The following is a 24779-nucleotide window of genomic DNA, read 5'->3' as shown; positions in this document are numbered from 1 at the left end:
TTTCTCAGTTGGTTATAGCCTCAACGGTGGGCAACCCAACCCAACCCAAGACCACAGCTCACCATTAAAGGACGCTGGCTGGAACCCTTCGGCTTTACTACCTGTCAGCCAGTCATCATCGATGCGCAGCAAGGGTTGTTGATTATCAGGATTGAGGGGCTGAGCTAAGAGGTAAAATAAAATCCCCATGGGTTAGGTGGGATTTAGCGATCTTAATCAGTAAAACTGATAGACCAGGAGCCCCGCAAACTGCGGGGTATTCTACTGAATATCAAAATTAAACCTTTCCTCTAGACCAGATTTTATATCTTGCTCCCGAACTAATTCAAAAATTTTCACAATTTGATTAAAAGTATCACCTAAATATTTTTTTGAATAATCCGAGTTCTTCCAAATAATTAGAACAGGGCGCTCTACGTCATAACTTAAGCAGTCCCATAAAGCATCCAGATTCTCACCATAATATTTACTAAAGCTCAGTAAAAAAGCTATTTCTTTATGAAAATCAGATTCCGAATGAATATTTTCTCCATTTAATGTTATTAGTTTCATGATTATTTCCATCGTCCAATTTGTGTTGCGGTTTTATAGTGATCGGTCGTTATATACAGTAAACCGTCATTTGAATACAATAGCCTTGTTCCTTGTTGGTTACTTCTGGACATTGTATTACTTAGACCAATATCAGCTTCATACCAAATACGACCAGGGGCAGTAGGTAATACTCCTGTCGTATTATGAAAAATATCTCCACCAATTTGTCCCCCTGGTACAGTATTGTTTAGCGCCTTTCCAGGTGCCCAACCTTGTTGTACAGCCTGAGTTTTATTTACATAATTTGGAGGTAACTGCCCAGTGTTTCTCAAACTTTCAACAACATTATTAGTTGATTCAGTTGTATTAAGATCTAATTTCAATTTTTCGTAGTTTGCAGCATTATGAGCTGATGAACCTAAATTATTAGTAGTAACTTGCTCCGTCGTCCCCTTTCCAGCATTTGAACTATGGGCTTGTCTAATTACATATCTATCCCCCCCCTTTCCTTAAAATTTTGAGGGAAAGGGGTATTAGAGGTAAGCTAATAAAGTATGTATTACACATATAAACTAATGGTATTTAATAACAATCAATTGATACTAAATGTAAAAACCTGACGTCGATCATTTTCTATCAAGGTTAATTCATCTACTTTACTAAAAAATTGTTGATCATTCACAATAGCAATAATTCCCTTAACAATAGCCTTCATAGCATAATAAGCATATTTTCCTCCAACTAAAATCCCAAAAGTTTCATCTTGTTCTATTACTTTAGGAATAATATCTTTTGGTAAGGTTATTATTTTTCCAAAATCACCATCATTGCTATCACTTAAAAAAGCCATCTCATTTATACCACCTAAAATATAAAAATAAGCTTTTAATTCAATAAAACCATCCATTTTCTTTAAAATGGCATCCTCAATTGACAATAACATGCCCCCTCCCTATTTTCATTTAGAATTTGTAAAAATTGCCTGTCCTGTGAATTTACTTTTAAATTCAGCTATTGGAGTAAAATATTGGCGCCCGCCTGCTGGATCTCTGATTGCTACAACTGGCTGCCCATTTCTGACTGTTATTCCATCAACAACAACAGCGTGATAGCCTCTATCTAATTTCATCGCTACAATAGCAGGATTCCCATTAGAAGTTACGGATGAAAGTGTTTCTATTGATGCCTTTGAAATAAACCTAGCATCATTTAGACCTTGTTTATTTAAAGCTGAAACCAAATCAGTCATTCGTGCGCCATCAGATCCGACTTTTGAATCAATTATAAGCTTATTCAGATCATATTCAATTCCTGCTGTATCTAATACCAACGCCGCCACCGTAGCTTTTTTCATCACGGTCACTGTGCTGGGTATTGACCGCACCAATCACATTGACATCGTGATTAGCGGTCAGGTTGATATCATTGCCAGCTTTAACTTCACTGCCTTTTAAGGTGATATCGCCACCTTGTTGATTTTTATCTCCGCTGGCAATGATATTAATATTACGACCGGCTGAAACCCCACTGCTAATTACATTATGTTGTTCCTGATTAACTTCACGCTCAGTACGTTGCGTACCAACCATCGCACTTATACCGATTGATGCCTGTGATTGTCCTTGCTGATTTTTCAATTGCAAATCTTCAATCGCTTCAATGGCACTTAAGGCTGATTTAATCGATTGCAGGGCGAGTATTTTGTCGTTATCTTGATGTTTCGCGTGTTTAACCGCTTGTGCCGCTTCATACATATCGGCAGCCGTTCCGGTTAATGCTACGGTTAACCCCGATTTTTCGTATTTATACTCTTCTTTATAGGTGGTTTTGGCATCTAACGCTTCGATATTAACATTTTCACCTTGTAACTTAATATCTTGTTTAGCGATAACGTCACTGCCTTTAATCGCAATATCTTTCCCTGCTTGAATATTGACACTACCATCGGTGCTACCCACCACACTACCAACATAGGCTTGCTCAGTATCAGTTTGTTTTAGGTTTTCTTTTTCTTTACCTATCGTAAAGCCAATACCACCACTGCCCATTAGCCCCGATTTTTTCTTAATCGTTTGCTCTTTGCGGTAATAGGACTCTTCCGCCGCATCAATCTTAATATCGTTGCCGGCTTTTAAGTTGACGTCATTGGTGCCCACCACTTGGCTGCCAGTCACTGATAGATTGTTACCGGCATTTATTGTTACGCTATCACCATAAAGTTCACTGCTTTTTTGGGTGGCGTTGTCTATCTCAATATGGCTGGTAGTTGATTCTTTACTCAGTAAGCTTTTGCTAGTTGTTTTATGATGGTCGGTTAATTGAAGCCGCTCTTGATCACTAGTGATAGCTATATCATGTTTAGCTCGTAAGTTTAACGATTTATTACAGGAAATCTCGGCCGATTTAATTCTAATATCGTTACCCACTATTAAGTTTAAATCGTTTAGACATTTTGAAATTTTTCAGCCTAGATTAATAAGATATACTTTATATTTTATTCTTTGGTAGTGGTAGTAAAGATGAGCATTACTTTTTTGTTTTGATTCAATATTTGATATCTTATCTCAAAACTAGTAACGCTTTTTTTAATATTGATCAGATTAAGTCGGAACTTATATACTTATACCTAATTTCTTCATTTATTGGCATAAAATATTCATTAGTAAAAGCTACTTACGGCTGAGTGAAGTCGGATTCATTACAGATAAATTCATCACGATTAACACTAAAATGGTAAGCTAATTTTTCAACTTACTAAGTAGGGCACATAATTGAAAAAAAACTATTCCTGTTCTGCGATGGAGATCGCAGAACTGAGACTTTAAAGAAAAAATTTATTCACTTAATTCTATAACATTAATATCATTGCATATTAATTTGATCATGTAATCACCATAAATATTTAGGATATGACAGGGATCGCCGGAATTATAACTATATGGATAAATTTCCATATCTTTAGAATCAAGTGCTCTATATTCATGTGAAATATCAATAGTATCTCCAATCTCTTGAATTTCATTATATTGACTCTCTATTGACATAAACAAAATTACATTAAATTCAATTTGAATAATTTTATCCAAAGCAATTGCTTTAACTTTCAACTGATTATTCGATACATTTAATTCACAAATCCAGCTAATTGATAACTTTCCTATATCTAACATAATTTATTAACCTTATTTAAAATTTATTGTTTCTGTTGGATGTAACTCATGAGATAAATTTCTTGGAATTTCAGAGCCACTTGAATCCAATCTCTGTCCTTTATTTATAGTGGAACCATTCTGACCATATTTTGGTGCTGCAGTTCTAACTACTCGACCAGTATTCCAGTTAATATCAACTTTTGAGCCATCTTTAGCTTTAAATTTTTGCCAACCATTAGGGCTAATTTTACCACTGCTAAAACCCTGTCCTTCAAGTAGTTTTCTTGCTTCTTCTGGTGATTTGCCATTTAAACTAGGGAGTTCCGAAGCAGCACCGTTACCACCGACACCTTTTTTATCATCCTTGTTAGACGAATTATTTTTATCTTTCTTATCATTATCATCATCTGGCTGTAAATTTGCACCACCACTTGCGGTTGATGAATCACCAGCCGAGGCATAATCACTGGTCTTATTTTTTTTATTACTAGCTTTTTTCTTCAAATACTCATTGTAGTAAGTGTCATAAGTCTTTACTACAGCGTTTTCAAAATTTTCATCACCAGTGGGATCAACTAAAGCTAATTCAATTAATTTTCTTTGTTCTAAGGTTAAACCTCCTAAAAAAGCTTCTGCCTCTTCAGTATCAGCAATTAAACCTCTTGCTATTAACACATCTACAGCAGTAATGGTAACTGGCTCGCCGAGTGCACTTGGGCGAATTACTTGCCAAGCAACCCTAGGAATTAGAAGTAAATTATTATTCTCAACCGCATTTTTACTGCTACTAATAGCCGCACTGGCATCGCCAAAATTACCACCGCCAGCAGCTACTGCCAGACCGGACGCTAGTTGAGATAGTGCGCTGATGGTTTGTTTTTCTTCTTCGGTTAAATCTTTGACCTCTTTGCCATACAGTTGTTTGCGGATGATATCTGCTGCAACTTCACCGGCCACTGCACCGGCTCCACCGGCAAGTCCTGAGTTGCCTTGTAGCTCAGCGACTACTGCACCAAGTATTGCATGGGCAATTAAGTTGCTGGCAATATCATCGGTTTGCCATTTACCATCTTCACCCATATGCCCGGTGTGTAGTTTTATCTGCTCAGCCAACCATGGAGCGCTGGCGCCAGCTAGGCCGCCAGTTATATCGCCGGTGATAATGCCGGTAATAATGGCGGTCGCCGTGTCTATGCCTTTACTGACATCACTGCCCATGGTACCAAGATTTTTTTGTGCGTTATTTATGACAATATTATCAACCTCATCATGATAATATTGAGCATAAATTTCATCATAGCTTTTTGGCTGATAATTAGGGTCTTGCTCTGCTCTTGCCTGCTCTTTTATTGCCTCTTCTTTTGCTGCGGCATCTAACTTATCTAGTTTATCTTTATTGTTGTCTAAGTCTTTTTGCGCTTGTATTCGGTCATACTTTTGTGTGATGCTTTTTGCTTGTTGGGCGATATCTTTTATTAGCTCAACGGTTTCTATTTTATCCAGCTCTTTTTGCTTATCAAAAATCTGTTTTAGTGAATTATTGGCACTTTCGGTATCCCGACTTAAATCAGCAATATTTTGTTGTTGTTCATCTTGATTACGGATGATTAATTGACCTTGCTCTACCGCGGATTTGGTAGTGCTCGATGCTGAATCACTGTTTTGGTAAGCTGTCGGCATGCCCGGACCGCCGGTACCGCCACTGACCGATACATGCGTAACGTTAAAGTCGGCTTTGTTTTCGATATCACTAAAGCTTATTGTGCCGGTATCGAGCCTGTTTTTGCGGGTATCGTCTGCCTCAGAGGCAATCACCGCCCCTTTTAAGTCAGTGTTATTGCCCACCGTGATATCATATCCGCCTTTGCCGGCAACATCCCTAATTGGTAATTATATTTTTTAGATAATAGTTATTTTGAGTTGGTTTATTGAGATGTATTGGTAAAAATAATCGGGGTGTGTATACCGTTTCATGACTATTTGAACGCTATGATGAAAAAGGTGCTCATTTGATAGCACCTCTTTATATGTAGACATTTTGAAATTTTCAGCTCAAGTTAATAAGACAAACTTTATGTCTTATTCTTTGGTAGTGTTAGTAAAGATGACCGTTACTTTTTTATTTTGATTGAATATTCGATACTTTATCTCAAAACTAGTAACGCTTTTTTAAATATTGATCAGATTAAGTCGGAACTTATATACTTATACCTAATTCCTTCATTTATTGGCATAAAATATTCATTAGCAAAAGCTACTTACGGCTGAGTGAAGTCGGATTCATTACAGATAAATTCATCACGATTAACACTAAAAAGGTAAGCTAATTTTTCAACTTACTAAGTAAAGCACATAATTAATAAATAATTGCTCCATTTCTGCGATAAAAATCGCAGAAATGGCAAACAGTAAAAAAAGATATTGAGGAATTAGCGACAACGACTAAATGCTAATCTTAGCCCTGCACCAATTTCTTCTAGTGAACTATTGATAGGCAAAACTACATCATCACTTTTGGGCAAACCTCCTCCCCAACCTTCTAGCTTTTCATGAATAGAAGGAGAAATAGTTAAAACGCCATCTCTAATTTCAATTGAGCATTGCATCATCTTTTTAAATAACGCTCGTTTGGTTTTATAACCATATTTGTCCATTAAATTAGCAACCCAATTATTATAGCGTTGATTGACATTATCTCTATCAAAAAAAGTAGCTATCTCACTTTGTTCTATTTTTCGGCTTTTAGACAAAGATAATAGTGTCGCCTGACCCAATTCTTCGTTAGACGCATTTTTTGATAAGCATAGATTTTCACCATCAGGATCTCTAGCTCGTCGATTATATCCAGAAAAAGTACTAATATTGATAAAATCTTGATTTTCATACGCTTCTGCATAAAACCACTCTTGTTTTGTAAAATCCATTATTTCACCTCTGTTACAATAAGTTTAACACCGCGGCTTTTGCCATAATCAATAACGTTGGATATATATGCCCGGTGTGCAGTTTTATCTGCTCAGCCAGCCATGGAGCGCTGGCGCCAGCTAAGCCGCCGGTTATATCGCCGGTGATAATGCCGGTAATAATGGCGGTCGCCGTGTCTATGCCTTTACTGACATCACTGCCCATGGTACCGATATTGTTACCTTTTTGCTTATTTGCTTCTAACTGTGTATCAACAGCCGCGTAATACCAATAATCCTGATTATCCGTATAAAATTTTTCAAAGGAAATTTTTGCCTTGTCTTCATCGCTTAAATCATTATATTGTTTCAATGCTTCTGCTTTGGATAATGCAAGTGTAAAAACGATAAAAATAATATTCCCATTGGTTAAGACGGGAATTGTTTTTAATCTTTTACCAATGGCTCTAATTGTAAAAGGTGATTTTTAGCTCGCTCAATTAATGCCATTAACTCATCATAATTAAATGTTAAAACACGTTGTGGATCGCTTGGATAAATTACAAATTCTAAATTTTGCTTATCTTCAGATAAACAAAGTTCACCCCAAATATCTCCATCATAGAGAAGCTCAGCATTAAAACTATCGCTTTCAATGGAACTCCCAACGCTATAATCCAACATAATATTCATATTCCTTCTATTTTTTATTAGGCTCTCTAAATCCAATTAATTTAGTGCCATCCTCATTAAATCTTAAAGTCCTACCATCTGGAGACGTTGCATGTATTACTTTAATAATTTGTTTGTTTTCTGTTGCTGTTGTTCGAGTTATTATTGTTTTAGGATTTGACAATATATCATCCACAATATTCTGAGCTTCTTTATTTAAAACAGATGCTTTCTGACTTGAATAAGTATAAAGGCTTCCTTCTCGACCACCGTGTTTTTGTAAAGCTCGTCCTGCATCAGTTAGCCCATTTCTATTAACAGAAGCTGCTGCTTGACTCAATTGGTCTACAATTGGGAGCGTTTCTGTTGCATTTGTTGAGGGGTTTGATTATAACATTATCGGCCTGCTCTGTATTTGTTTTTACACCAGTGCCCTTTCCAGCACTTTTAGCGGAAGATCCTTTGGTGACAATATTTGTTTCAGGTGTTTTATTAAGAAACTCTTTTAGTTTTTTAGCTAGTCCAGGCGTAAGTTCTCCACTTTTTTCCATTGCCATTAACGCTGATAGTTCTTTTAATTGCGCTTTAGATAATGACTTAGCCAATTCAGCCGCACTCATTCCCAACCCGGCAGCAGGCATTGCTTCTGCGCCAATAGTTTCCATCACCCAAATTGCTACTTGATTTGCGCATAATACTGGATTAACGGAACAAGCAGCCATTCCAGCTTCTGCTGCTGCAATAGTGGCTGGAGCTACAATAAGCGTTCCCAAAACTATTACTTGTGGCGTACCACCTTCTATTATCATTTCATTATAACTATCTATTCCTTCCTTGATAACCTGCTGTTCACAAGCCGTATCTCCGTTACATGTCGCTTCTGCGACTTTAACAATAGCTAAACCAAAATTATTATTCTCAACCGCATTTTTACTACTACTAATAGCCGCACTGGCATCACCAATATTACCACCGCCGGCAGCTACGGCAAGGCCGGATGCTAGTTGAGATAGTGCGCTGATGGTTTGTTTTTCTTCTTCGGTTAAATCTTTGACTTCTTTGCCATACAGTTGTTTGCGGATGATATCTGCCGCAACTTCACCCACCACAGCACCGGCTCCACCAGATAATGCTGAGTTGCCTTGTAGTTCAGCCACTACCGCACCAAGTATTGCATGGGCAACTAACCTCGCGGTTTCGTTATCACCGGCTTGTATCTTTATCTACTCAGCTAACCATGGTGCACTGGCGCCAGCAAGGCCGCCGGTCATATCGCCGGTGATAATGCCGGTAATAATTGATACGGCTGAGTCAACGCCTTTACTAAAGTCATTGCCCATTTTGCCATCTTGTGAGTCTTTACCGGCATCTTTATGAATAGTGCGTTCGAGCTCTTTAACCTGTTCGCCTAACTCTTTTAAGCTAGTGACAATGTTTAATCTGGTCTGCTCATCTTCTTTATTAAAGATTGGTTTGAGTTTGCTATGGGCATTTTCGGTATCATGACTGAGTTCATTAATATCTTGTATTTGCTTATCTTGGTCACGAATGATTAACTCACCGTCACTGATTGCCGCATGGGTAATATTCGAGGCTTCATCGTTATGGTCATAAATGGTTGGTTGACCACTGGTTGGTGAAAAACCGCCACTATCCTGTCCTTTACTTACCCCAACAGAGCCAGAGATGCTGCTGACATCATATTCCGCTTTGTTCTCAATATCAGTAAAGCCAATAGTGCCGGTATCTAAGCGATTTTTTGACGGGTCAGCTTTTGAGGCTATCACCGCGCCATTTAATTGGGTATGTTCGCCCACGGTAATATCATAACCACCACTGCCGGCAAATATGCCCGATTGCTCGTTAACCGATTCATAATCACTTTTCATTTTATCTTGGGCAAAGTTAGCACTAGCACTACTTGTTCCATAGCAAAATGGTGGTACGCAGATGCTGGCACTTGCACCAACAGAGGTGTGTTTAGCATCGTATTTTTCTTTATCTTGTTCACTACTGATGGTTAAGTGACGGCCTATATCGGCAATAACTTGCTCACCAGATAACTCCGCGCCCGTTAAAATAACATCACGACCACTCTGGATGTTAAGTGTACTACTGGCGGTGATGGTGCTGTTGTGATTGATATCACTGGTACCGTTTTCTTTACCTTTGGATTGACTGGCGGCTAACTCAATTGAAAAACCATTTTGCCCGCCCACTAATCCAAAGCCAACACCGGCTCCGTAGTGACTGCCTGAATCCGTGCTTTTCAATTTTTCAGTGCTGTGGGCGGCATCAAATTTGATATCATTCCCCGCATTGAGATTGATGTTTTGTCCGGTAATATCAACGCCTTTCCCTTCAATGTTCTCTTCTGCATTGATATTCACATTTTGACCCGCATGGATCACCGTGCCAGTTTGGGCATTGTTGTGATACTCTGTTTTTTGTTTTGAGTTATCTGCCGTTACACTTACATTGACTTTAATTAAAGAGGCAGAACCACCATCACCATCATTAGCATTATTTTCAGCATTTACGGTTGGTCGGTTTATTTCCGCTGAGGAATCAGCCGCCGTTAAATTAGCTTGTGCGGCATTCACCCCAGCTTGTGCCATATAAATCGCCGCTAAACGTTTGTCTTCCTTATTTTCAATTGCTTTGGCGGCCTTTTCAATTGACTGTGCCGCTGTAACCGCATAGCCGGAGGTGGAAACCGTGACACCATATTGTTTATTACTGCTCTGCGTTTTTTGGTGCAGACTGTCTTCACTGGTTTCCATAATGACATTTTTACCCGTGAGGTTGACAGATTTACCGGCACTAATATCAACACCCGCCAGTTTGACATCATCACCTGCAACGACATTAATATTGCCTTTCGTACTGTTAAGTCCACTGCGGATATTACTTTGGGTTGCTTTATCTTCTAACTCTTTATATCGTGAATGTTGGTAACCCACTGTGCCACTATAGCCATCGCCACCAAGCTCACCAATCACTTTATGGTAACCTTTATTTTCACTGTGTGATTGATTGGTGCTGGCGCTAATATCTACATGGCCGTTGGCTGCATGTAAATTAATATCATATTGCGAGTTTAATAGGCTTCCTTTTATGTCGATATTGCCTTCACGGCTATTGATGGCAATGTTATTTGCCGTGAGCGTGGAGGCATTTTGACCCACTACATCACTATTACTTCGATTACCAGAACTTTCACTTCCATATGGTAAGATACCCGCACCATGATTTGGACTGCCGTTGATAAATCGTACCGATGAACCCGCTGTCGGTGCCGCTGTCGTGGCACTCCAATTTTTACTCGTTGTTTTACTGTGCTCCGATTGTTTATCTGCCGAGGTTTCAATAGCAACATGACGATTAGCATCGATAATAATTGCTTCTCCTGCGGTTAAGTCACTTCCTTTAATGACAACATCGCCATGCGTTAGTTGCCCTTGTACATCCCTTTCCTGACTATTACACGGTGGGCTATATCAGAATCCGCCATCAGCACAAAGCAACACCCGCCAAAACCCTCTTCAGCAAACACCCAGCAGGCGATTGGCTGGAGGACGCCGGCTTTACCACCGGGCAACCCGTCACCATCACAGCTAAAAAAGGGAAGTTGATTGTTGAAATTGCGAGGTAGATCCAGAGTTGATAAATAATTAATCCAGCTCTGCGAGCTCTGTCGCAGGACTAGATTAATATTCATTATTTTTAATATTTCATTGATATTTTTTAGGTATATTAGCTAACTGTTCATTTAGAGACCAACTATTTGGTTGGCACTTTTTACAATTCCATTTTGCCCCGCCATCTAACCATTTTTTTCTATAACTTTTAATTCCAATCAAAGTACAATCTTCATAACCAAATTCCACGCCACAACAATCACAAATATTATATGTTGGCGTTTGTTCATCAATTCCCCATTGAGGTTCATTTTGCTTAAGGCCGCAAACACGGCAGATATATGCTTCATTATTATTTTTGTGCATTAAAATACTCCAAATTAGTTTTATATCCATGTTCAGCCGGATTAGGCTTAAACATTGTTTTAGGCGTACCATCTGCATTTTTTACAGCAAAAATATTAGAGCTAGGATTGTAAAAAACTGTATCGCCATTTTTTCTAGTAATAACTAGCGTGCCAGCTGGTGGATTATTAACAAAATTATGTGTCGCATCTACATATTGTTTTGCATTTTGGAATTCTGGAAATTCTAACTTATGTTTATCCCAATGACTATAAGCATTTTCGACAGGATCTTTTTTATTGGTTTCTGTCCAAATTTGATCATCTTTTTGCTTTCCTGTACCAACAGTATCACTAGCTTTGTTATTCAAAGAATCAGTTGGTTTTTCCACTCCACTACCAGCTTTAATTTCGGGAATACTCCCTTTTACAGCAATATCATCAACCTTATTAACAATATTACCGGGTTTACCTATATTGGTATTTGGTTGCGTAAAATTTACTCCTCCATACAAACCAGCCAATGAAGATACAATTCCATGTGCAGCCATAACATATTTATACTGTTGAGCAACATCTTTTACATCTCTACCTGTCTCTTTTGCAATTGCTTCAATTGAAATTAAATGAATAATGCTGTTGGGATCTAAACCGACTAATGCTTCGTTAAGATTTTTTGAGTCTTCTCTATATAAATCAACATTTGTTAAACTTCTAGCAACCTCTTTTTCATATTCATTCTGCATTTCCCATGCTTCTTGCAGCAATCCTTTACAAGCTGAGCTTGAGATGTTACCCAATGAACAATTATCCTGTAAAATTTGATCTCGTTCTTTATCTAGTTTATTGAGATTTTCTAATTCTTTCTTTTCATCTTCTGTTAATTCCTCACCTAGATAGTTTGGCTTTATCCAAGTCAAATAAGCTTTTCGCTTAGCTTCATTTACACTCAAATAATTATTCTCAACCGCATTTTTACTACTACTAATAGCTGCACTGGCATCACCAATATTACCACCGCCAGCAGCAACCGCAAGGCCGGATGCTAGTTGAGATAGTGCGCTGATGGTTTGTTTTTCTTCTTCGGTTAAATCTTTGACTTCTTTGCCATACAGTTGTTTGCGGATGATATCTGCTGCAACTTCACCGGCCACTGCACCAACACCTCCTGATAATGCTGAGTTGCCTTGTAGCTCAGCCACTACCGCACCAAGTATTGCATGAGCAACTAACCTCGCGGTTTCGTTATCACCGGCTTGTATCTTTATCTGCTCAGCTAGCCATGGTGCGCTGGCGCCAGCAAGGCCGCCGGTCATATCGCCGGTGATAATGCCGGTAATAATCGATACGGCGGAGTCAACGCCTTTACTAAAGTCATTGCCCATTTTGCCATCTTGTGAGTCTTTACCGGCATCTTTATGAATAGTACGTTCGAGCTCTTTAACCTGTTCTCCTAACTCTTTTAAGCTAGTGACAATGTTTAATCTGGTCTGTTCATCCTCTTTATTAAAGATTGGTTTGAGTTTGCTATGGGCATTTTCGGTATCATGACTGAGTTCATTAATATATTGTGTTTGTTTATCTTGGTCACGAATGATTAACTCACCGTCACTGATTGCCGCATGGGTAATATTCGAGGCTTCATCGTTATGGTCATAAATGGGGGGTTATAGCCTCAACGGCGGGCAACCCAACCCCAGACAACAACTGACCATTAAAGGCCGCTGGCTGGAAGCATTCGGCTTTACTACCGCTCAGCCAGTCATCATCGATGCGCAGCAGGGGTTGTTGATTATCAGGGTTGAGGGGCTGAGCTAAGAGGTAAAATAAGATCCCCGCGGATTAAGGCGGGGATTAAGGAAAAAATATGAGTAAAAAATTAGATATTCGCCGCTTTATTAATAGCAAATTAATCGAGATAGCTCTAGAAGTCCATGCGTAGCATGATTATTGGTAAACATATACGTTATATTATTCTCTATCCTTCTTAACTCAATACCCATAAGTTACATTACCATCGAAGTTAGAGATATCACACTTCGACTGTTTGATTAGGCTTAGCGTATATCTTTATTTCTTATACATTCTCGGAAAGTATTCGTTTATTTTATCATTATCAAGCAATCTATCATTGGTAAAATCAACCGTGTCAGAAACAGCTATTCCATGGCGGATTTCTTCTGGAAAATCCTCAATTGAGGCATATACAGTTGGCATTAAATACCTAAAATAGTCTCCCATTTTAGTTTTGCCATCATAACCAACAGGGTAATCTTCTCCTTCAACACTACCTTCAATTCCATGATAAACAAAAAAACCTTTTCGTGATGGTAAATTAATTTCACTCAATTCTTTGGGCTGTTTAGCATTTACCCAATCTTCAATTTCTTTTCTAGATTTTGTATTCCTATGAACAAGAGAGGAATACAAATCTAGTATTGTTTGACCTCTTTTATTGGGAGGATAGTTAATGAACTTTTCTGATTCTTCCCATTTATATTCATTAAGCTCATCTAATAAGCTTTCAAAATCATCAATTGATAAAAGCGCATTGGGTAACCAGCCCCAACAATTATTGACCATTACTGCAACTCGACCTAATTTATCCATTGCAAACCAAGTAAAAATAGTTCCAAAACCTGGTTCCCAGATGTCTCTAGATATTTTCATTATTTTGTTCCTTTTGGCCATGTAACTTTACAGTTATTACATGTCTCAACAATTACCTTTTCTGAGTTCATATTACCGTTTTCTTGTCGATAAACTTTAGGACGTATAGCTTGTGTGAACTTAATATTTTCAGGTTTAGCTCCTTGTCGTATTAAGGAATCAGCGGCTGACACTTCAGCGCATGCACCCGCTTTGTTTTTACAAAAGCTTGTAAACTCACCTATCTTCACACCTAATTGTTTTTCAATATAATTTACTGTTGTTGGATGTAATGAGTCTGCTGTTATTGTTTTATTACTGAATCCTACAGCTGTTTTTCCTGTCTTTGGATCAAAAGCACCTATCATTGTAGCAACTTTTTCTGCTTGAGTGTTAGATTTAAACTTATTAATTTCACTAATTAATTCCTGTTGAGCCTTATTGGCAAATACTTGTTCTTCTTGTGTTAAATATTTGCCAAAGTTAGAAGACTCATTACCTTTTTGGCTAGTTGCAACATTATCTTTAATTTTATTGGTATCAACAGAATTCCCCTTTCCGGCAATATCATCAACCTTATTAACAATATTACCGGGTTTACCTATATTGGTATTTGGTTGCGTAAAATTTACTCCTCCATACAAACCAGCCAATGAAGATACAATTCCATGTGCAGCCATAACATATTTATACTGTTGAGCAACATCTTTTACATCTCTACCTGTCTCTTTTGCAATTGCTTCAATTGAAATTAAATGAATAATGCTGTTGGGATCTAAACCGACTAATGCTTCGTTAAGATTTTTTGAGTCTTCTCTATATAAATCAGCATTTGTTAAACTTCTAGCAACCTCTTTTTCATATTCATTCTGCATTTCCCATGCTTCTTGCAGCAATCCTTTACAAGCTGAGCTTGAGATGTTACCCAATGAACAATTATCCTGTAAAATTTGATCTCGTTCTTTATCTAGTTTATTGAGATTTTCTAATTCTTTCTTTTCATCTTCTGTTAATTCCTCACCTAGATAGTTTGGCTTTATCCAAGTCAAATAAGCTTTTCGCTTAGCTTCATTTACACTCAAATAATTATTCTCAACCGCATTTTTACCCCCGGCAATAGCGGTATTTACATCTTGAGTATCGCCACCTAAGGCTGCGGTTGCCAGACCAGTGGCAAGCTGGGTTAAGGCACTGATGGTTTGTCTTTCTTCTTGACTTAATTTATCAATATCTTTATCAGGATAGAGTATACCTGCTATTATCTCGGCACCTCGTTCGCTGCCTGCTGCCCCTAAGCCACCGGCGATAGCCGAATTTCCTTGAAGCTGCGCCACCACAGCCCCCAAGATGGCATGACTGATGGTATTGGCCGCATAATCTATTTCTGTTTTTCCTGTTTCCGGATTGTAGTGTTCGGTCGCTTGTTTTATAGCACTCGCAATTTTTGGCGCTAATGCGCCTGCTGCGGCGCCGGTCATATCACCTGAGATAATGCCATTAATTAAGCTTACCGCCATTTCAACACCTTGACGCATGTCACTACCCATGGCTGACATGCCTTCATTCATGGCTTTGTCATAAGCTTTTTTATAAATTTCTTCTTTCTCTTTCTCGGTAAGAATTCCACCATTTTCGTTATTTTTATCTGCTTTCGCTTCTGCTTCCTCAAGCGCTTTTTTCGCTTTGGCGGTGGCTTGTATCTTATCTATATTATTGAGCATCGTCAGCGTTTGACCACCAATCTCACTGACTAACCGTGTTTGGTCAATAATGCTCTGCTCTTTATCTTTGTTAAAGATGTGTTTGAGTTGATGATTTGCATTTTCAGTATCCCGACTTAAGCTATTAATATCTTGCTGTTGACCCTCTTGGTCACGAACAATAAGCGTTCCTTCTGATACCGCTGAGTGAGTGGTTGATTTTTTGTTACCTTCATTGTTATAACTACTTGGTGGCGTAGGCATACCGCTGGTGTTAATCCCTGCGCTACTACTACTGACTTTGAAGTCGGCTTTGTTTTCGATATCACTAAAACTAATGGTGCCGGTATCGAGCCTGTTTTTGCTGGTATCGTCTGCCTCAGAGGCAATCACCGCACCTTTTAAGTCTGTATTATTACCAACAGTAATATCATATCCGCCTTTACCAGCAATTATGCCCGACTGGTCAGTCACGCTTTTCCATTTGCTGTCCATTTTGGTTGAACTACCCGAAGCATTTACACTGCTGGTACCACCATAGGAAAAGCTTCCACCGACTGACGTCGAACTATTTTTTTGATGGTATTCATCACTATCTTGTTGGGAAGTAATGTTTAAGTCATGTCCGATGTTGGCAACAACAGTATCGCCTTTTACTTGACCTGCACTAATGTTAACGTCATTACCCGAGACAATTGTCAGTTTATTACCTGCTTCAACAATACTTTCCGTCCAATCTGTACCGTTACCTTTTTCTCGGGATTTACTTTGACTTGCATTTGCTGATACATTAAATCCATTCTTTTCGCCTCCAAAGTTGTAGCCAACACTTACTGAGCCACTACTACTTTTTTCTTTACGATCAGTTTTTTCAGTATTTTCTTGGCCTATTATGTTTATATCATGCTTAGCATTCAGTGTGGTATCATGCCCAGCTTGTATTTGGCTACCGATAATATTAATATCACCACTATCTTTTTCTCCATTACCGGTCGCAATAATTGTAGCATTATGACCGGCTGATATTGATGAGCTAACCACGGTATGTTGTTCTTGATTAACTGTTCGCTTTGTTTTCTCACTGCCAATACTAACATTGATACCAACTGAGGCACTAGGTGTATTGTTTTGTAAATTTGAAGCGGTTTCAAGGGCAGCATTGCCAGCCTGTAAGCCGGCTTTAATATCCATCAATGCTTTAGTTTTGCTATTCGTTTGTTGGCTTGCTTGTTGTCGCGTTTGATTAGCTTGGTAGATATCACTTGCGGTACCTGTTATCGCAACAGTTACCCCCGTTTTTTTGTATTTGTATTCTTCGTTATAGGTGGTTTTAGCATCTAACGCTTCGATATTAACATTTTCACCTTGTAACTTAATATCTTGTTTAGCGATAACGTCACTGCCTTTAATCGCAATATCTTTCCCTGCTTGAATATTGACACTACCATCGGTGCTACCCACCACACTACCGACATAGGCTTGCTCAGTATCAGTTTGTTTTAGGCTCTCTTTTTCTTTACCTATCGTAAAGCCAATACCACCACTGCCCATTAGCCCCGATTTTTTCTTAATCGTTTGCTCTTTGCGGTAATAGGACTCTTCCGCCGCATCAATCTTAATATCGTTGCCGGCTTTTAAGTTGACGTCATTGGTGCCCACTACTTGGCTGCCGGTCACTGATAGATTGTTACCGGCATTTATTGTTACGCTATCACCATAAAGTTCACTGCCTTTTTGTTTGTTGTTGTCAATAATCGTTCGGGTTTTTTCACTGCTACTTTTCAAGAAACCTTTCGTTTTGCTTTTATGAAATTCATCTAAATCAAAGTGCTCCTGGGACGCTTCAATGCTGATATCGTTTCCTGCTTGTAAGCCGAGATGACCACCGGCGGTTATCCCAACCGTTTTAGCTTTAATATCATTACCTGCCACCAGCTGAATATTGTTGGCCGCCATAATTTCAGTGCCGACCACGCCTTTTTCATCTGTTCTGCGATAATCTTTTTTGCTAGTAATATCAAATTTTTCTTCAATATCGGCAGTGGTTAATCCAATATCATGCCCAGCCTGTAACCATGTAGTTCCCTCTTTACCGCTGTTAACGATATAACCCGCCTTAGCATTAATATCATGTCCAGCATTAATCACAATATTGCCATTGTTGACTTGAATTGTGCTCGCCTGATCGATATTGGTCAGCAGATTTCGCTCGCGGGTTTGTGTGCGGGTGCTTGATAATAAATTGATATCGTTATCGGCGGATAGGTAAACTAATTTGTCACCGACTAATTTGCCATAGTTAATAATGTCATTTTGGGCATCAATTTCAACACGACCACCATAAATCGTCCCTTTATTGGTCACATTATAGCCATCTAATAGCGCATCTTGTTTGGCCGCGATTAATCCAGTGTTATTGAGTTGTTCACCTTTGACAAAAACATTATCACCGGCAATCACCGCCCCATCAGTACCTAATTGCGGGCGGTTTACGATGTAAACTTGGGGCACTAATACCTCGGTTGGTTGACCGTTAACCATAACGGTTTTTTTCACCAACAAGACGATATCGGTTGTTAATGCGCGCATTTGTTCGCCGGTTAACTCAAGTCCGATGGCAATGCCAAATTCTTGAGCAAAACTGACCCCAGCATCCATTAATGCCTGATACTGTTCAAGGTCAGATTGATAACCTTGTAAATAACGGTGACCGGTTAAACCAACAATTTGTTGTTGAATAAGTTGTTGTTCATAGTAACCATCTCCTAACCGTTTTAATACTGAATCAGGATCAGCCGTTAAACGCTTAAGCATATAATCAGAGCTTAACCATTTTTTACGATTAGTAAAACGCGGATCAGTTTCAACAAGATAATTTTTGTTGGTATCTTTATTCACAATCCATAAACTATTGTCCGGTAAGGTTAAGTTTGGCTCATAGACACTAATGGTTTTGCTCGGCGTGATATCATTACTCACTTGCGGTACCGGCTCATTAGTTGCGGTATGCTGACGCTCTTGATTAGTCAGATCTTCTTCAATATTGGTATCAGGTTTGGACTCAATGGTAGTAATTGAGCCTTGCGGATGGTAAGCATCGGCTTTTATTTTATTTTTATCCGATTGATTTGAATTAATGGCAATGCTTTGCGCTGAAACCACTTTCGCTTGTTGGCTAAGGGTATCATTGACCGTTTTATCCACCACAACGGAGTTGTGGCTGTTTTCCACATTAACTTCACTGCGTGGTTGCTCGGTCAGTTTTGTTTTTTCAAATATTTGATGATCGACAATATTTTTATTTAAGGCATTATCAATAAAAATTTCATCGGGTTTTGTATAGTCACCTTTATCTTGAAATGAATATTTATCTTGCTTTAACCTTTTATGCAGATAGACTTTGCCTGAATAAACATATTTAGTTATCGCTTCTTGAGATTGATTATTCAATTGAGCGGCATTAATATTGACAGTTTTGCCGGCAACTATTTTACTGTCTTGATTATTGATGGTTTGTCCACGAATAATCACATTACCCGCAGCACTGATTTTGCTGGGGTCTGTCTCTAATATAACCGTACGATATGTATGTTTAATGACATTATATTCCCATGAATCTCCCTGACCATTTACACCTTTAGAGGGAACACTCATGCGTTGCAAGCGGCCTGTGTGTCTTAAATGCTCAGGAATATCATTCCACCAATAATAACATCTATGATGATGGCCATTACTTTGGCAAGCTATACCGGGCATATATTTTGTATGGATACGATATGTCACTTCATCAGGTGAATATTTTATTTGACCATCCCCGGCTGAAGTTTGGAAGTAGGTTTCGGTTTCTGGTGGTTCATCACTTTTACGCATTTCAGTGACAATATGGTCATTGATATTGTTAAGTTGATTGGCCGCAATAGATAAATCACCATGCGCTTCAATGGTGGCCGAGTGATTATTGATTTGCTTGGCCATGCCTGTCACATTCCAGTTTTCATCAAGGCCGCCACCAATAATAAAATTCCCTAAACTGAGTAATTGTGCATGAGTATAATTATTTAAGGTCTCCACACCTAAATGGAAGTTTTGCCGGGCGGCAATCACCGGCGCGAGGTTGTTTTTTGCTAAGTTATTTAACCAGTTGGCATGAATGGCTAAGTTATCGGCATAAATCCGACCACCGCCTAAGTTATCGAGTTTATTGGTTCGCATCACGGCGGTGGTTGCATCAATTAACCCGTGATTTGTCACATTTTGGTGTTTTAACGCCAGATATTCAGCACTAATTTCCGCTTGTTGCTCATTGGTTAACTGCTGGCTCTCTAAGGAAACTTGCTTACCTGCGGTGATTTTATTTTTGTTGATGATGTCGTTTTGTGTGCGAATCGACAGATGTCCGTTGGCTGACAATTGCGTTTCATTAACAAACGTCTCTTCTAAATCAAGCGATAAATTGTTTTTACTCTGAATGTTTCCATTACCACGATATGCTTTCGTTTTTAAATAGATATCATTGGCCAGTAACTGCCCTTGCGTGTTATCAAAATGTTGGGCATCAATAATGAGTTTTTCATTAGCGGTGAGTTTGCTATGTTGATTATTCAAATTGGGACTGGTCAGTACGATGTCGTTAGCCAGATATTCCGCTTGTTGATTGTTAAGCGAGCCGGCTTTGACGTCAATTAACCCATTGGTTTTTAATGACGCCAATTGATTATCTACATCGGCTGAATTTAATAAAATAGCCCGATTAGTGAGCAAGTTAGCATGTGAGTTATTGATATGATTGCTCGCTTGCATATCAATTACGCCATTTGCCGTTAGCTGCGCATCACGATTATCTAAACTATCGGTTGCCGTTAGTTTGATATCTTGTTCCGATAAAATGGTCGCTTGCTGATTATTTTGCGCCACTGCCTGAAGCGTAAGATTACCTTTAGCCTGCAATTGAGCCTGCTGGTTATTAATCTGCTGGGCATTAATATTGAGTGCTTTTTCAGTTAGAATATTCGCGTGTTGGTTATCAATATATTGGCTATTAAGGATTAAATCCCCTTTGGAAAAGAGTTGCGCCTGCTGATTATTCAGCTGCCCGCTGGTGATATTAAGCCCTTTTTCCCCCGCCAAAAGTAACGCTGATTCATTATTTAACTGATTGGCTTTTACGGTGATTTGTGACTGAGACTGCAACGATGCTTTGCTATTATTCAGTGTGTCAGCCTGAATATCAATAGCATTTTCAGCAACCAAAATCGCATTATTATTATCCATTTGCTGGCTGTTAATGGTGATGGCCTGGTCGGCTTTGATAGTGCCTTCACGATTATTTAACTCGTCGGCAACCAGCGTGACCGATTGATTACTGAATAATTTTCCCTGGCTGTTATCAAGCTTATCAGCATCAATGGTTATAGTTTCTTTTGCACTAAGCACGGCCTGCTGATTGTCAATTTGCTTAGCATGAATCTTGAGTGATTGATGACTGGCTAATTGAGCGGCAATATTGGCGAACTGCTGCGCATTAATGCTGATGGCTTTTTTAGCTACCCATATGGCTTTATTATTGTTAAGTGTTATGGCGCTGACGTTGATATTCCCCTCTGCGCCTATTTCACTCTCAGTTGTATCTATCGTGTCAGCGTGTATGGAGATGTCTTGGTCACTGATGAGTGAGGCGTTATTATTCTTTACGGTTTGTGCGGTAATATCAATATTCCCTAAACTGTAAATGTCTGATGCTGAGCTATTAAGTGTGTTAGCTTTAAGCTGCATCTGCCCCAGTGATGTTAACTGAGCATCTTGCAATGATAATTGCTGGTCACCGGTAATATTCATTTTGCCTTTGCTGGCAATGGTTGCGTTATTCAGGGCGGCTTGTTGGCTGCTGAAAGTGAAATCCCCTTCAGTCACATAATTGGCCCGGTCACTGTCAGCGGATTGCGTTTGGATATCAATCCCTTGTTTAGCTTTGATTTCACTATCTTCATTATTGAAAATTTGGCTTATGAGGTTTATTTTACCGCCGGAAAAAAAGGCACTATATTGGTTATCAAGACGATGGGCATTGATATCAATAGATTGATTGCCGGAAAACTGGGCATGGGTATTGCTCATCTCATCAGCCTGAATATTGATACCCTGTTCGCTGATAAGCAAAGCATTATCATTGCTTAATTGATGTTGAGCATGAATGTCTATGCCGGCTTTGCTCTGCATCTGCGTAGCGTGATTATCAATGTTAGTAGCATCAATAATCAGCCCACCCTCGGTTAACCATGCTGCGTCACGATTATTGAATTGCTCAGCAGTAATATCGATATTTTGTTTGGCTTCAATGGTTGCGTTTTGGTTATTAAACTGTTTAGCAAACAGCGAAATGGCCCCTTCACTTAACCAACTGCCGTTTTGGTTATTTAGCGCATTAACATGCATGCCCATTCCCAATTTGGCATACATCATCGAGCTTGCGCTTTCAGCCTGCCCCGCCACAACCGTTAATATCTGATTCGTCACCAGTTGAGCCCGGTTAAATGCGGCAAAAGCTAACGCTTGAATAGTTAAATCGTTGGCAGATTTGATAACCGCATCATCGGCTTTAAGATTGGTTGCCGATAGCTGAATTTGGCCGTTAGATAAAATTTCACTATGGTTTAATTGCTGCTGCGCACCTTTTAAGGTAATGTCCCCCTTAGCACCGATAGTGGCATTACTCAGGTCAATGTTGTCACTGTCAATAACCATTTGCTGACCTGAATATAAACTAGCGGCGTGTGCAGCAAGTTGCTCGGCTACGTTTAAATTCAGCCCTTGCTCAGCCTGTAATACCCCGTTATGATTACTCAATTGTTTGCTATCAATGGATAACGTCTGGTCAGAAATTAACTGACCATTATCGTTATTCATCGTTAAGGCACGTATGGCTAATTGGCCTTTGGCGATAAGGGTACTGAATTGATTATCAAATAATCCGTTAATAGTAATATTGGTGTGATTACCGCTTTGCCATGTTGCTTGTTGGTTTTGTAAGTTATCACCGGTAAAGGTTAAATCTCGACCACTAATTAAGTGGGCATAGTTGTTATTTAACGAGGTAAACTGGTAGTTAATTGTACCAACAGCATTGATTTTGCTCGATTGGTTGTCGATGTGATTGGCGGTTACGTTGATATCATTATTCGTTAACCAATTTGATTGCTGACTTTGTAGCGCATCAGCAGTAATATCAATATTATTTAACGCCCTGATTTGTGAATGATTTAACTGTAAATTATTCGCCTTGAGTGATAGTGCACCGGTGGTGATGAGTTTAAGATGTTGTGCATAATAGTTATTGGCATTTATAGCAATTGACTGTTTCGCTTGTAAATCAGCCTGATTTGTCGATAACGTTTGGCCGTTAACCTGTAAGGTTTGCTCGGTAACCAGTGCAAGTTCATCCGCATTTACCTTATCCCCAGACAGCAAAATAGCACCTTTAGCACTCAATGTGGCTTTTTGCAGCGCAATATCATTGGCATCAATGGTTAATTTGCCGTTAGTTAAGAGGTTCGCTTCCTGACTTTGTACCTGGTTTGCCTTGAGGTTAATATCTTCTTGCGCAATAAAGGTACCCTTGTTATTGGTTAATTTATCCGTTACTAAGGTAATGCCTTTTTGGGTTTGCAAGGTGGCATGGGAGGTATCAATTGCGGCGGAGTGATTTAAATTAAGTTGTTGCTCGGTTTGTAATTGCGCCGATTTAAGTGAAAGTTGCTCACTGTTGAGTTTTATCTCGTGTGCGTAAGTTTGGCTATTATCCAGATTAACACTCTGCTTGGCATTTAAAGCTAATTTTTGACTGGCTTTATTTTGTCCATTTAAGGCAATCTTGTTGGCATCAGCTTCAATATTGCCAGCTTGGGTTAGTTTACCTTGCGTATCAACCCCAGCGATGATAGCACTTTTTTGGCTACTATTAATCTGCTTGGCATTAAGTTTTATATCATTTTTCGCCATTAATGTGCCATCATTACTGATGGTTTTACCACTACTTAAGGTGACTTTTTGTTTACTGTAAATCTGTTTTTGATTGTCAATATCATTCCGACTACGCAGCTCGATATCTTGCTGAGCCTGTATGGCACCACGGTTGGTGATTTTACCATCTGCACTAATACTAAGCGTACTTACACTGGCGCCCAATTCACCCGCATTATGCACCCCAACCCCTTTTTCGGTCCCCACCATTCGGATGGCGCCGGCATACATGCCGCCTAGCTGTGATACATCAATTGAGACTTCTGGTTTGTCATGCTCACCACTATCTGCCAATGGGGTGATGGTTTTACCATCCTGACTGACCTGATTTTTACCGGTGACCACATTAAGTTCATTCGCCCAAATCGCTGAATTGACCGATACCGTACGGGAAATCAAGTCTGTATAACTTTGCCCGGTGCTATCAAGCCCTTTACCGGTGACCACTATCTGACCTTGCTCGACCCGATAACCAGTTAATTCGCCATTTTGCATGATAGGCTTACCGGTCGTTAACGTTGAACGACTGGCATTAATAAATCCACAACCATTACAGGTTATCCCCGAGGGGTTAGCGATAACCACCTGCGCCTTTTGCCCGGCCACTTCAATCACCCCATTTAATTGGCTAGGGTTGCGTGAATTAACTTCATTTAAGATGATTTTTGCCGGACCACTACTTTTTAAAAACTCATTACCTTGCACATAACCGGCAATTTGTGTCTGACTTATTTTGCCGTTGTTATTTAATATCGCCCCTCTCTCCGATACATCAAATTGCCGGTATTTATTGTGTGATACCCCTTTACTGTTGGGCGTTTGGATATTGACCTGCGTGATACCATTGGCTGTTGAAATAACCTGTGGCCGTTGGTTTTTAGCCGCCTGATTGTCCGCAACAATATCACTGCCGTATGCCGGTAAGCTAAGCGTGACAAAGCCTAAAGATAATGAAACGAATAAGGTTATGGGTTTAAGCGTGGAAAAGCGCCCTTTAACCGTGAGCGGTTTTTCATCGGTTGCAGCTTTTTGATGACCTTTGCTGGTGGTGGCTATTTCTGCAACCACCATTTGCATACCACGTTTTTTATTAAAAATGACACGATATAAATTCTTATTCATAACCTATTCCTTACTGACTTTATACTTCTTATTTTTACTTGATATT

At 39.2% G+C, this 24779-nt stretch carries 19 protein-coding genes and 2 pseudogenes; 3 read left to right on the top strand and 18 right to left on the bottom strand.

Annotated elements, in window-relative coordinates; genetic code table 11:
• Positions 1 to 48: 48 nt before the first annotated feature.
• Positions 49 to 168, top strand: a pseudogene (locus tag AC5LXV_RS00950) (SymE family type I addiction module toxin); the annotation flags it as partial.
• A gap of 93 nt (positions 169 to 261) precedes the next feature.
• Here AC5LXV_RS00950 and AC5LXV_RS00945 read toward each other — a convergent pair.
• The 14 genes and pseudogenes from AC5LXV_RS00945 to AC5LXV_RS00880 all read right to left on the bottom strand — a co-directional run.
• On the bottom strand, positions 262 to 552 hold the full coding sequence (locus AC5LXV_RS00945; protein WP_039130051.1) for a barstar family protein: 291 nt from the start codon (positions 550 to 552) through the stop codon (positions 262 to 264).
• Positions 553 to 554: 2 nt separating this feature from the next.
• Complete coding sequence (locus AC5LXV_RS00940) at positions 555 to 917, bottom strand: ribonuclease domain-containing protein (RefSeq protein WP_493467139.1); 363 nt, start codon at positions 915 to 917, stop codon at positions 555 to 557.
• A gap of 209 nt (positions 918 to 1126) precedes the next feature.
• Complete coding sequence (locus AC5LXV_RS00935) at positions 1127 to 1477, bottom strand: hypothetical protein (protein ID WP_493467138.1); 351 nt, start codon at positions 1475 to 1477, stop codon at positions 1127 to 1129.
• Between the two features lie 15 nt (positions 1478 to 1492).
• A complete protein-coding gene (locus tag AC5LXV_RS00930) occupies positions 1493 to 1888 on the bottom strand; it encodes a cysteine peptidase family C39 domain-containing protein (RefSeq protein ID WP_493467137.1) in 396 nt (131 codons plus the stop codon).
• Positions 1839 to 2960 (bottom strand): hemagglutinin repeat-containing protein, encoded by a 1122-nt coding sequence (locus tag AC5LXV_RS00925; protein WP_493467136.1) that lies wholly within the window; start codon positions 2958 to 2960, stop codon positions 1839 to 1841. Before AC5LXV_RS00925 ends, AC5LXV_RS00930 begins: the two co-directional genes overlap by 50 nt.
• A 408-nt stretch (positions 2961 to 3368) precedes the next feature.
• The gene (locus AC5LXV_RS00920) at positions 3369 to 3704 is read right to left on the bottom strand and encodes a hypothetical protein (protein WP_110422434.1); all 336 of its coding nucleotides are present in this window, start codon (positions 3702 to 3704) and stop codon (positions 3369 to 3371) included.
• Between the two features lie 12 nt (positions 3705 to 3716).
• Complete coding sequence (locus tag AC5LXV_RS00915) at positions 3717 to 5531, bottom strand: VENN motif pre-toxin domain-containing protein (RefSeq protein ID WP_493467135.1); 1815 nt, start codon at positions 5529 to 5531, stop codon at positions 3717 to 3719.
• 584 nt (positions 5532 to 6115) lie between these two features.
• Positions 6116 to 6610, bottom strand: a complete 495-nt coding sequence (locus AC5LXV_RS00910) for a contact-dependent growth inhibition system immunity protein (protein ID WP_493467134.1) — start codon at positions 6608 to 6610, stop codon at positions 6116 to 6118.
• Positions 6611 to 6623: 13 nt separating this feature from the next.
• Positions 6624 to 6962 (bottom strand): hypothetical protein, encoded by a 339-nt coding sequence (locus AC5LXV_RS00905; RefSeq protein WP_493467133.1) that lies wholly within the window; start codon positions 6960 to 6962, stop codon positions 6624 to 6626.
• Positions 6963 to 7036: 74 nt separating this feature from the next.
• Complete coding sequence (locus AC5LXV_RS00900; RefSeq protein ID WP_493467132.1) at positions 7037 to 7273, bottom strand: hypothetical protein; 237 nt, start codon at positions 7271 to 7273, stop codon at positions 7037 to 7039.
• 16 nt (positions 7274 to 7289) lie between these two features.
• A complete protein-coding gene (locus tag AC5LXV_RS00895) occupies positions 7290 to 7601 on the bottom strand; it encodes a tRNase toxin domain-containing protein (protein WP_493467131.1) in 312 nt (103 codons plus the stop codon).
• Positions 7576 to 8418, bottom strand: a complete 843-nt coding sequence (locus AC5LXV_RS00890; protein WP_493467130.1) for a VENN motif pre-toxin domain-containing protein — start codon at positions 8416 to 8418, stop codon at positions 7576 to 7578. Before AC5LXV_RS00890 ends, AC5LXV_RS00895 begins: the two co-directional genes overlap by 26 nt.
• Positions 8419 to 8484: 66 nt before the next feature.
• Entirely contained in the window at positions 8485 to 10500 is a 2016-nt protein-coding gene (locus AC5LXV_RS00885; RefSeq protein WP_493468020.1) for a hemagglutinin repeat-containing protein, read from the bottom strand.
• A 51-nt stretch (positions 10501 to 10551) separates the two neighbouring features.
• Positions 10552 to 10707: pseudogene (locus AC5LXV_RS00880) on the bottom strand (hemagglutinin repeat-containing protein); the annotation flags it as partial.
• A gap of 44 nt (positions 10708 to 10751) precedes the next feature.
• Here AC5LXV_RS00880 and AC5LXV_RS00875 point away from each other — a divergent pair.
• Positions 10752 to 10916, top strand: coding sequence for a SymE family type I addiction module toxin (locus AC5LXV_RS00875; RefSeq protein WP_425319444.1), 165 nt, complete (start codon positions 10752 to 10754; stop codon positions 10914 to 10916).
• Between the two features lie 79 nt (positions 10917 to 10995).
• Here AC5LXV_RS00875 and AC5LXV_RS00870 read toward each other — a convergent pair whose 3' ends face one another.
• Both AC5LXV_RS00870 and AC5LXV_RS00865 read right to left on the bottom strand, forming a co-directional pair.
• Positions 10996 to 11268 carry a hypothetical protein gene (locus AC5LXV_RS00870; RefSeq protein ID WP_198195950.1) on the bottom strand — a complete coding sequence of 91 codons (273 nt, stop codon included), beginning with the start codon at positions 11266 to 11268 and terminating at the stop codon, positions 10996 to 10998.
• Positions 11255 to 12631: a VENN motif pre-toxin domain-containing protein gene (locus AC5LXV_RS00865; RefSeq protein ID WP_493467129.1), complete on the bottom strand. Its 1377-nt coding sequence runs from the start codon at positions 12629 to 12631 to the stop codon at positions 11255 to 11257. Before AC5LXV_RS00865 ends, AC5LXV_RS00870 begins: the two co-directional genes overlap by 14 nt.
• Positions 12632 to 12905: 274 nt before the next feature.
• Between AC5LXV_RS00865 and AC5LXV_RS00860 the strand changes: the two genes are divergently transcribed.
• Positions 12906 to 13064 carry a SymE family type I addiction module toxin gene (locus tag AC5LXV_RS00860; protein ID WP_493467128.1) on the top strand — a complete coding sequence of 53 codons (159 nt, stop codon included), beginning with the start codon at positions 12906 to 12908 and terminating at the stop codon, positions 13062 to 13064.
• Between the two features lie 252 nt (positions 13065 to 13316).
• On the opposite strand, the gene AC5LXV_RS00855 is transcribed toward AC5LXV_RS00860, so the two are convergent.
• Both AC5LXV_RS00855 and AC5LXV_RS00850 read right to left on the bottom strand, forming a co-directional pair.
• The gene (locus AC5LXV_RS00855) at positions 13317 to 13916 is read right to left on the bottom strand and encodes a hypothetical protein (RefSeq protein WP_065651363.1); all 600 of its coding nucleotides are present in this window, start codon (positions 13914 to 13916) and stop codon (positions 13317 to 13319) included.
• Positions 13916 to 24733 carry a hemagglutinin repeat-containing protein gene (locus tag AC5LXV_RS00850; protein ID WP_493467127.1) on the bottom strand — a complete coding sequence of 3606 codons (10818 nt, stop codon included), beginning with the start codon at positions 24731 to 24733 and terminating at the stop codon, positions 13916 to 13918. Before AC5LXV_RS00850 ends, AC5LXV_RS00855 begins: the two co-directional genes overlap by 1 nt.
• Between the last annotated feature and the right edge of the window lie 46 nt (positions 24734 to 24779).

Source organism: Gilliamella sp. LMG 34359, from assembly GCF_984569085.1.
This window is presented reverse-complemented; position numbering and strand designations above follow the sequence as displayed.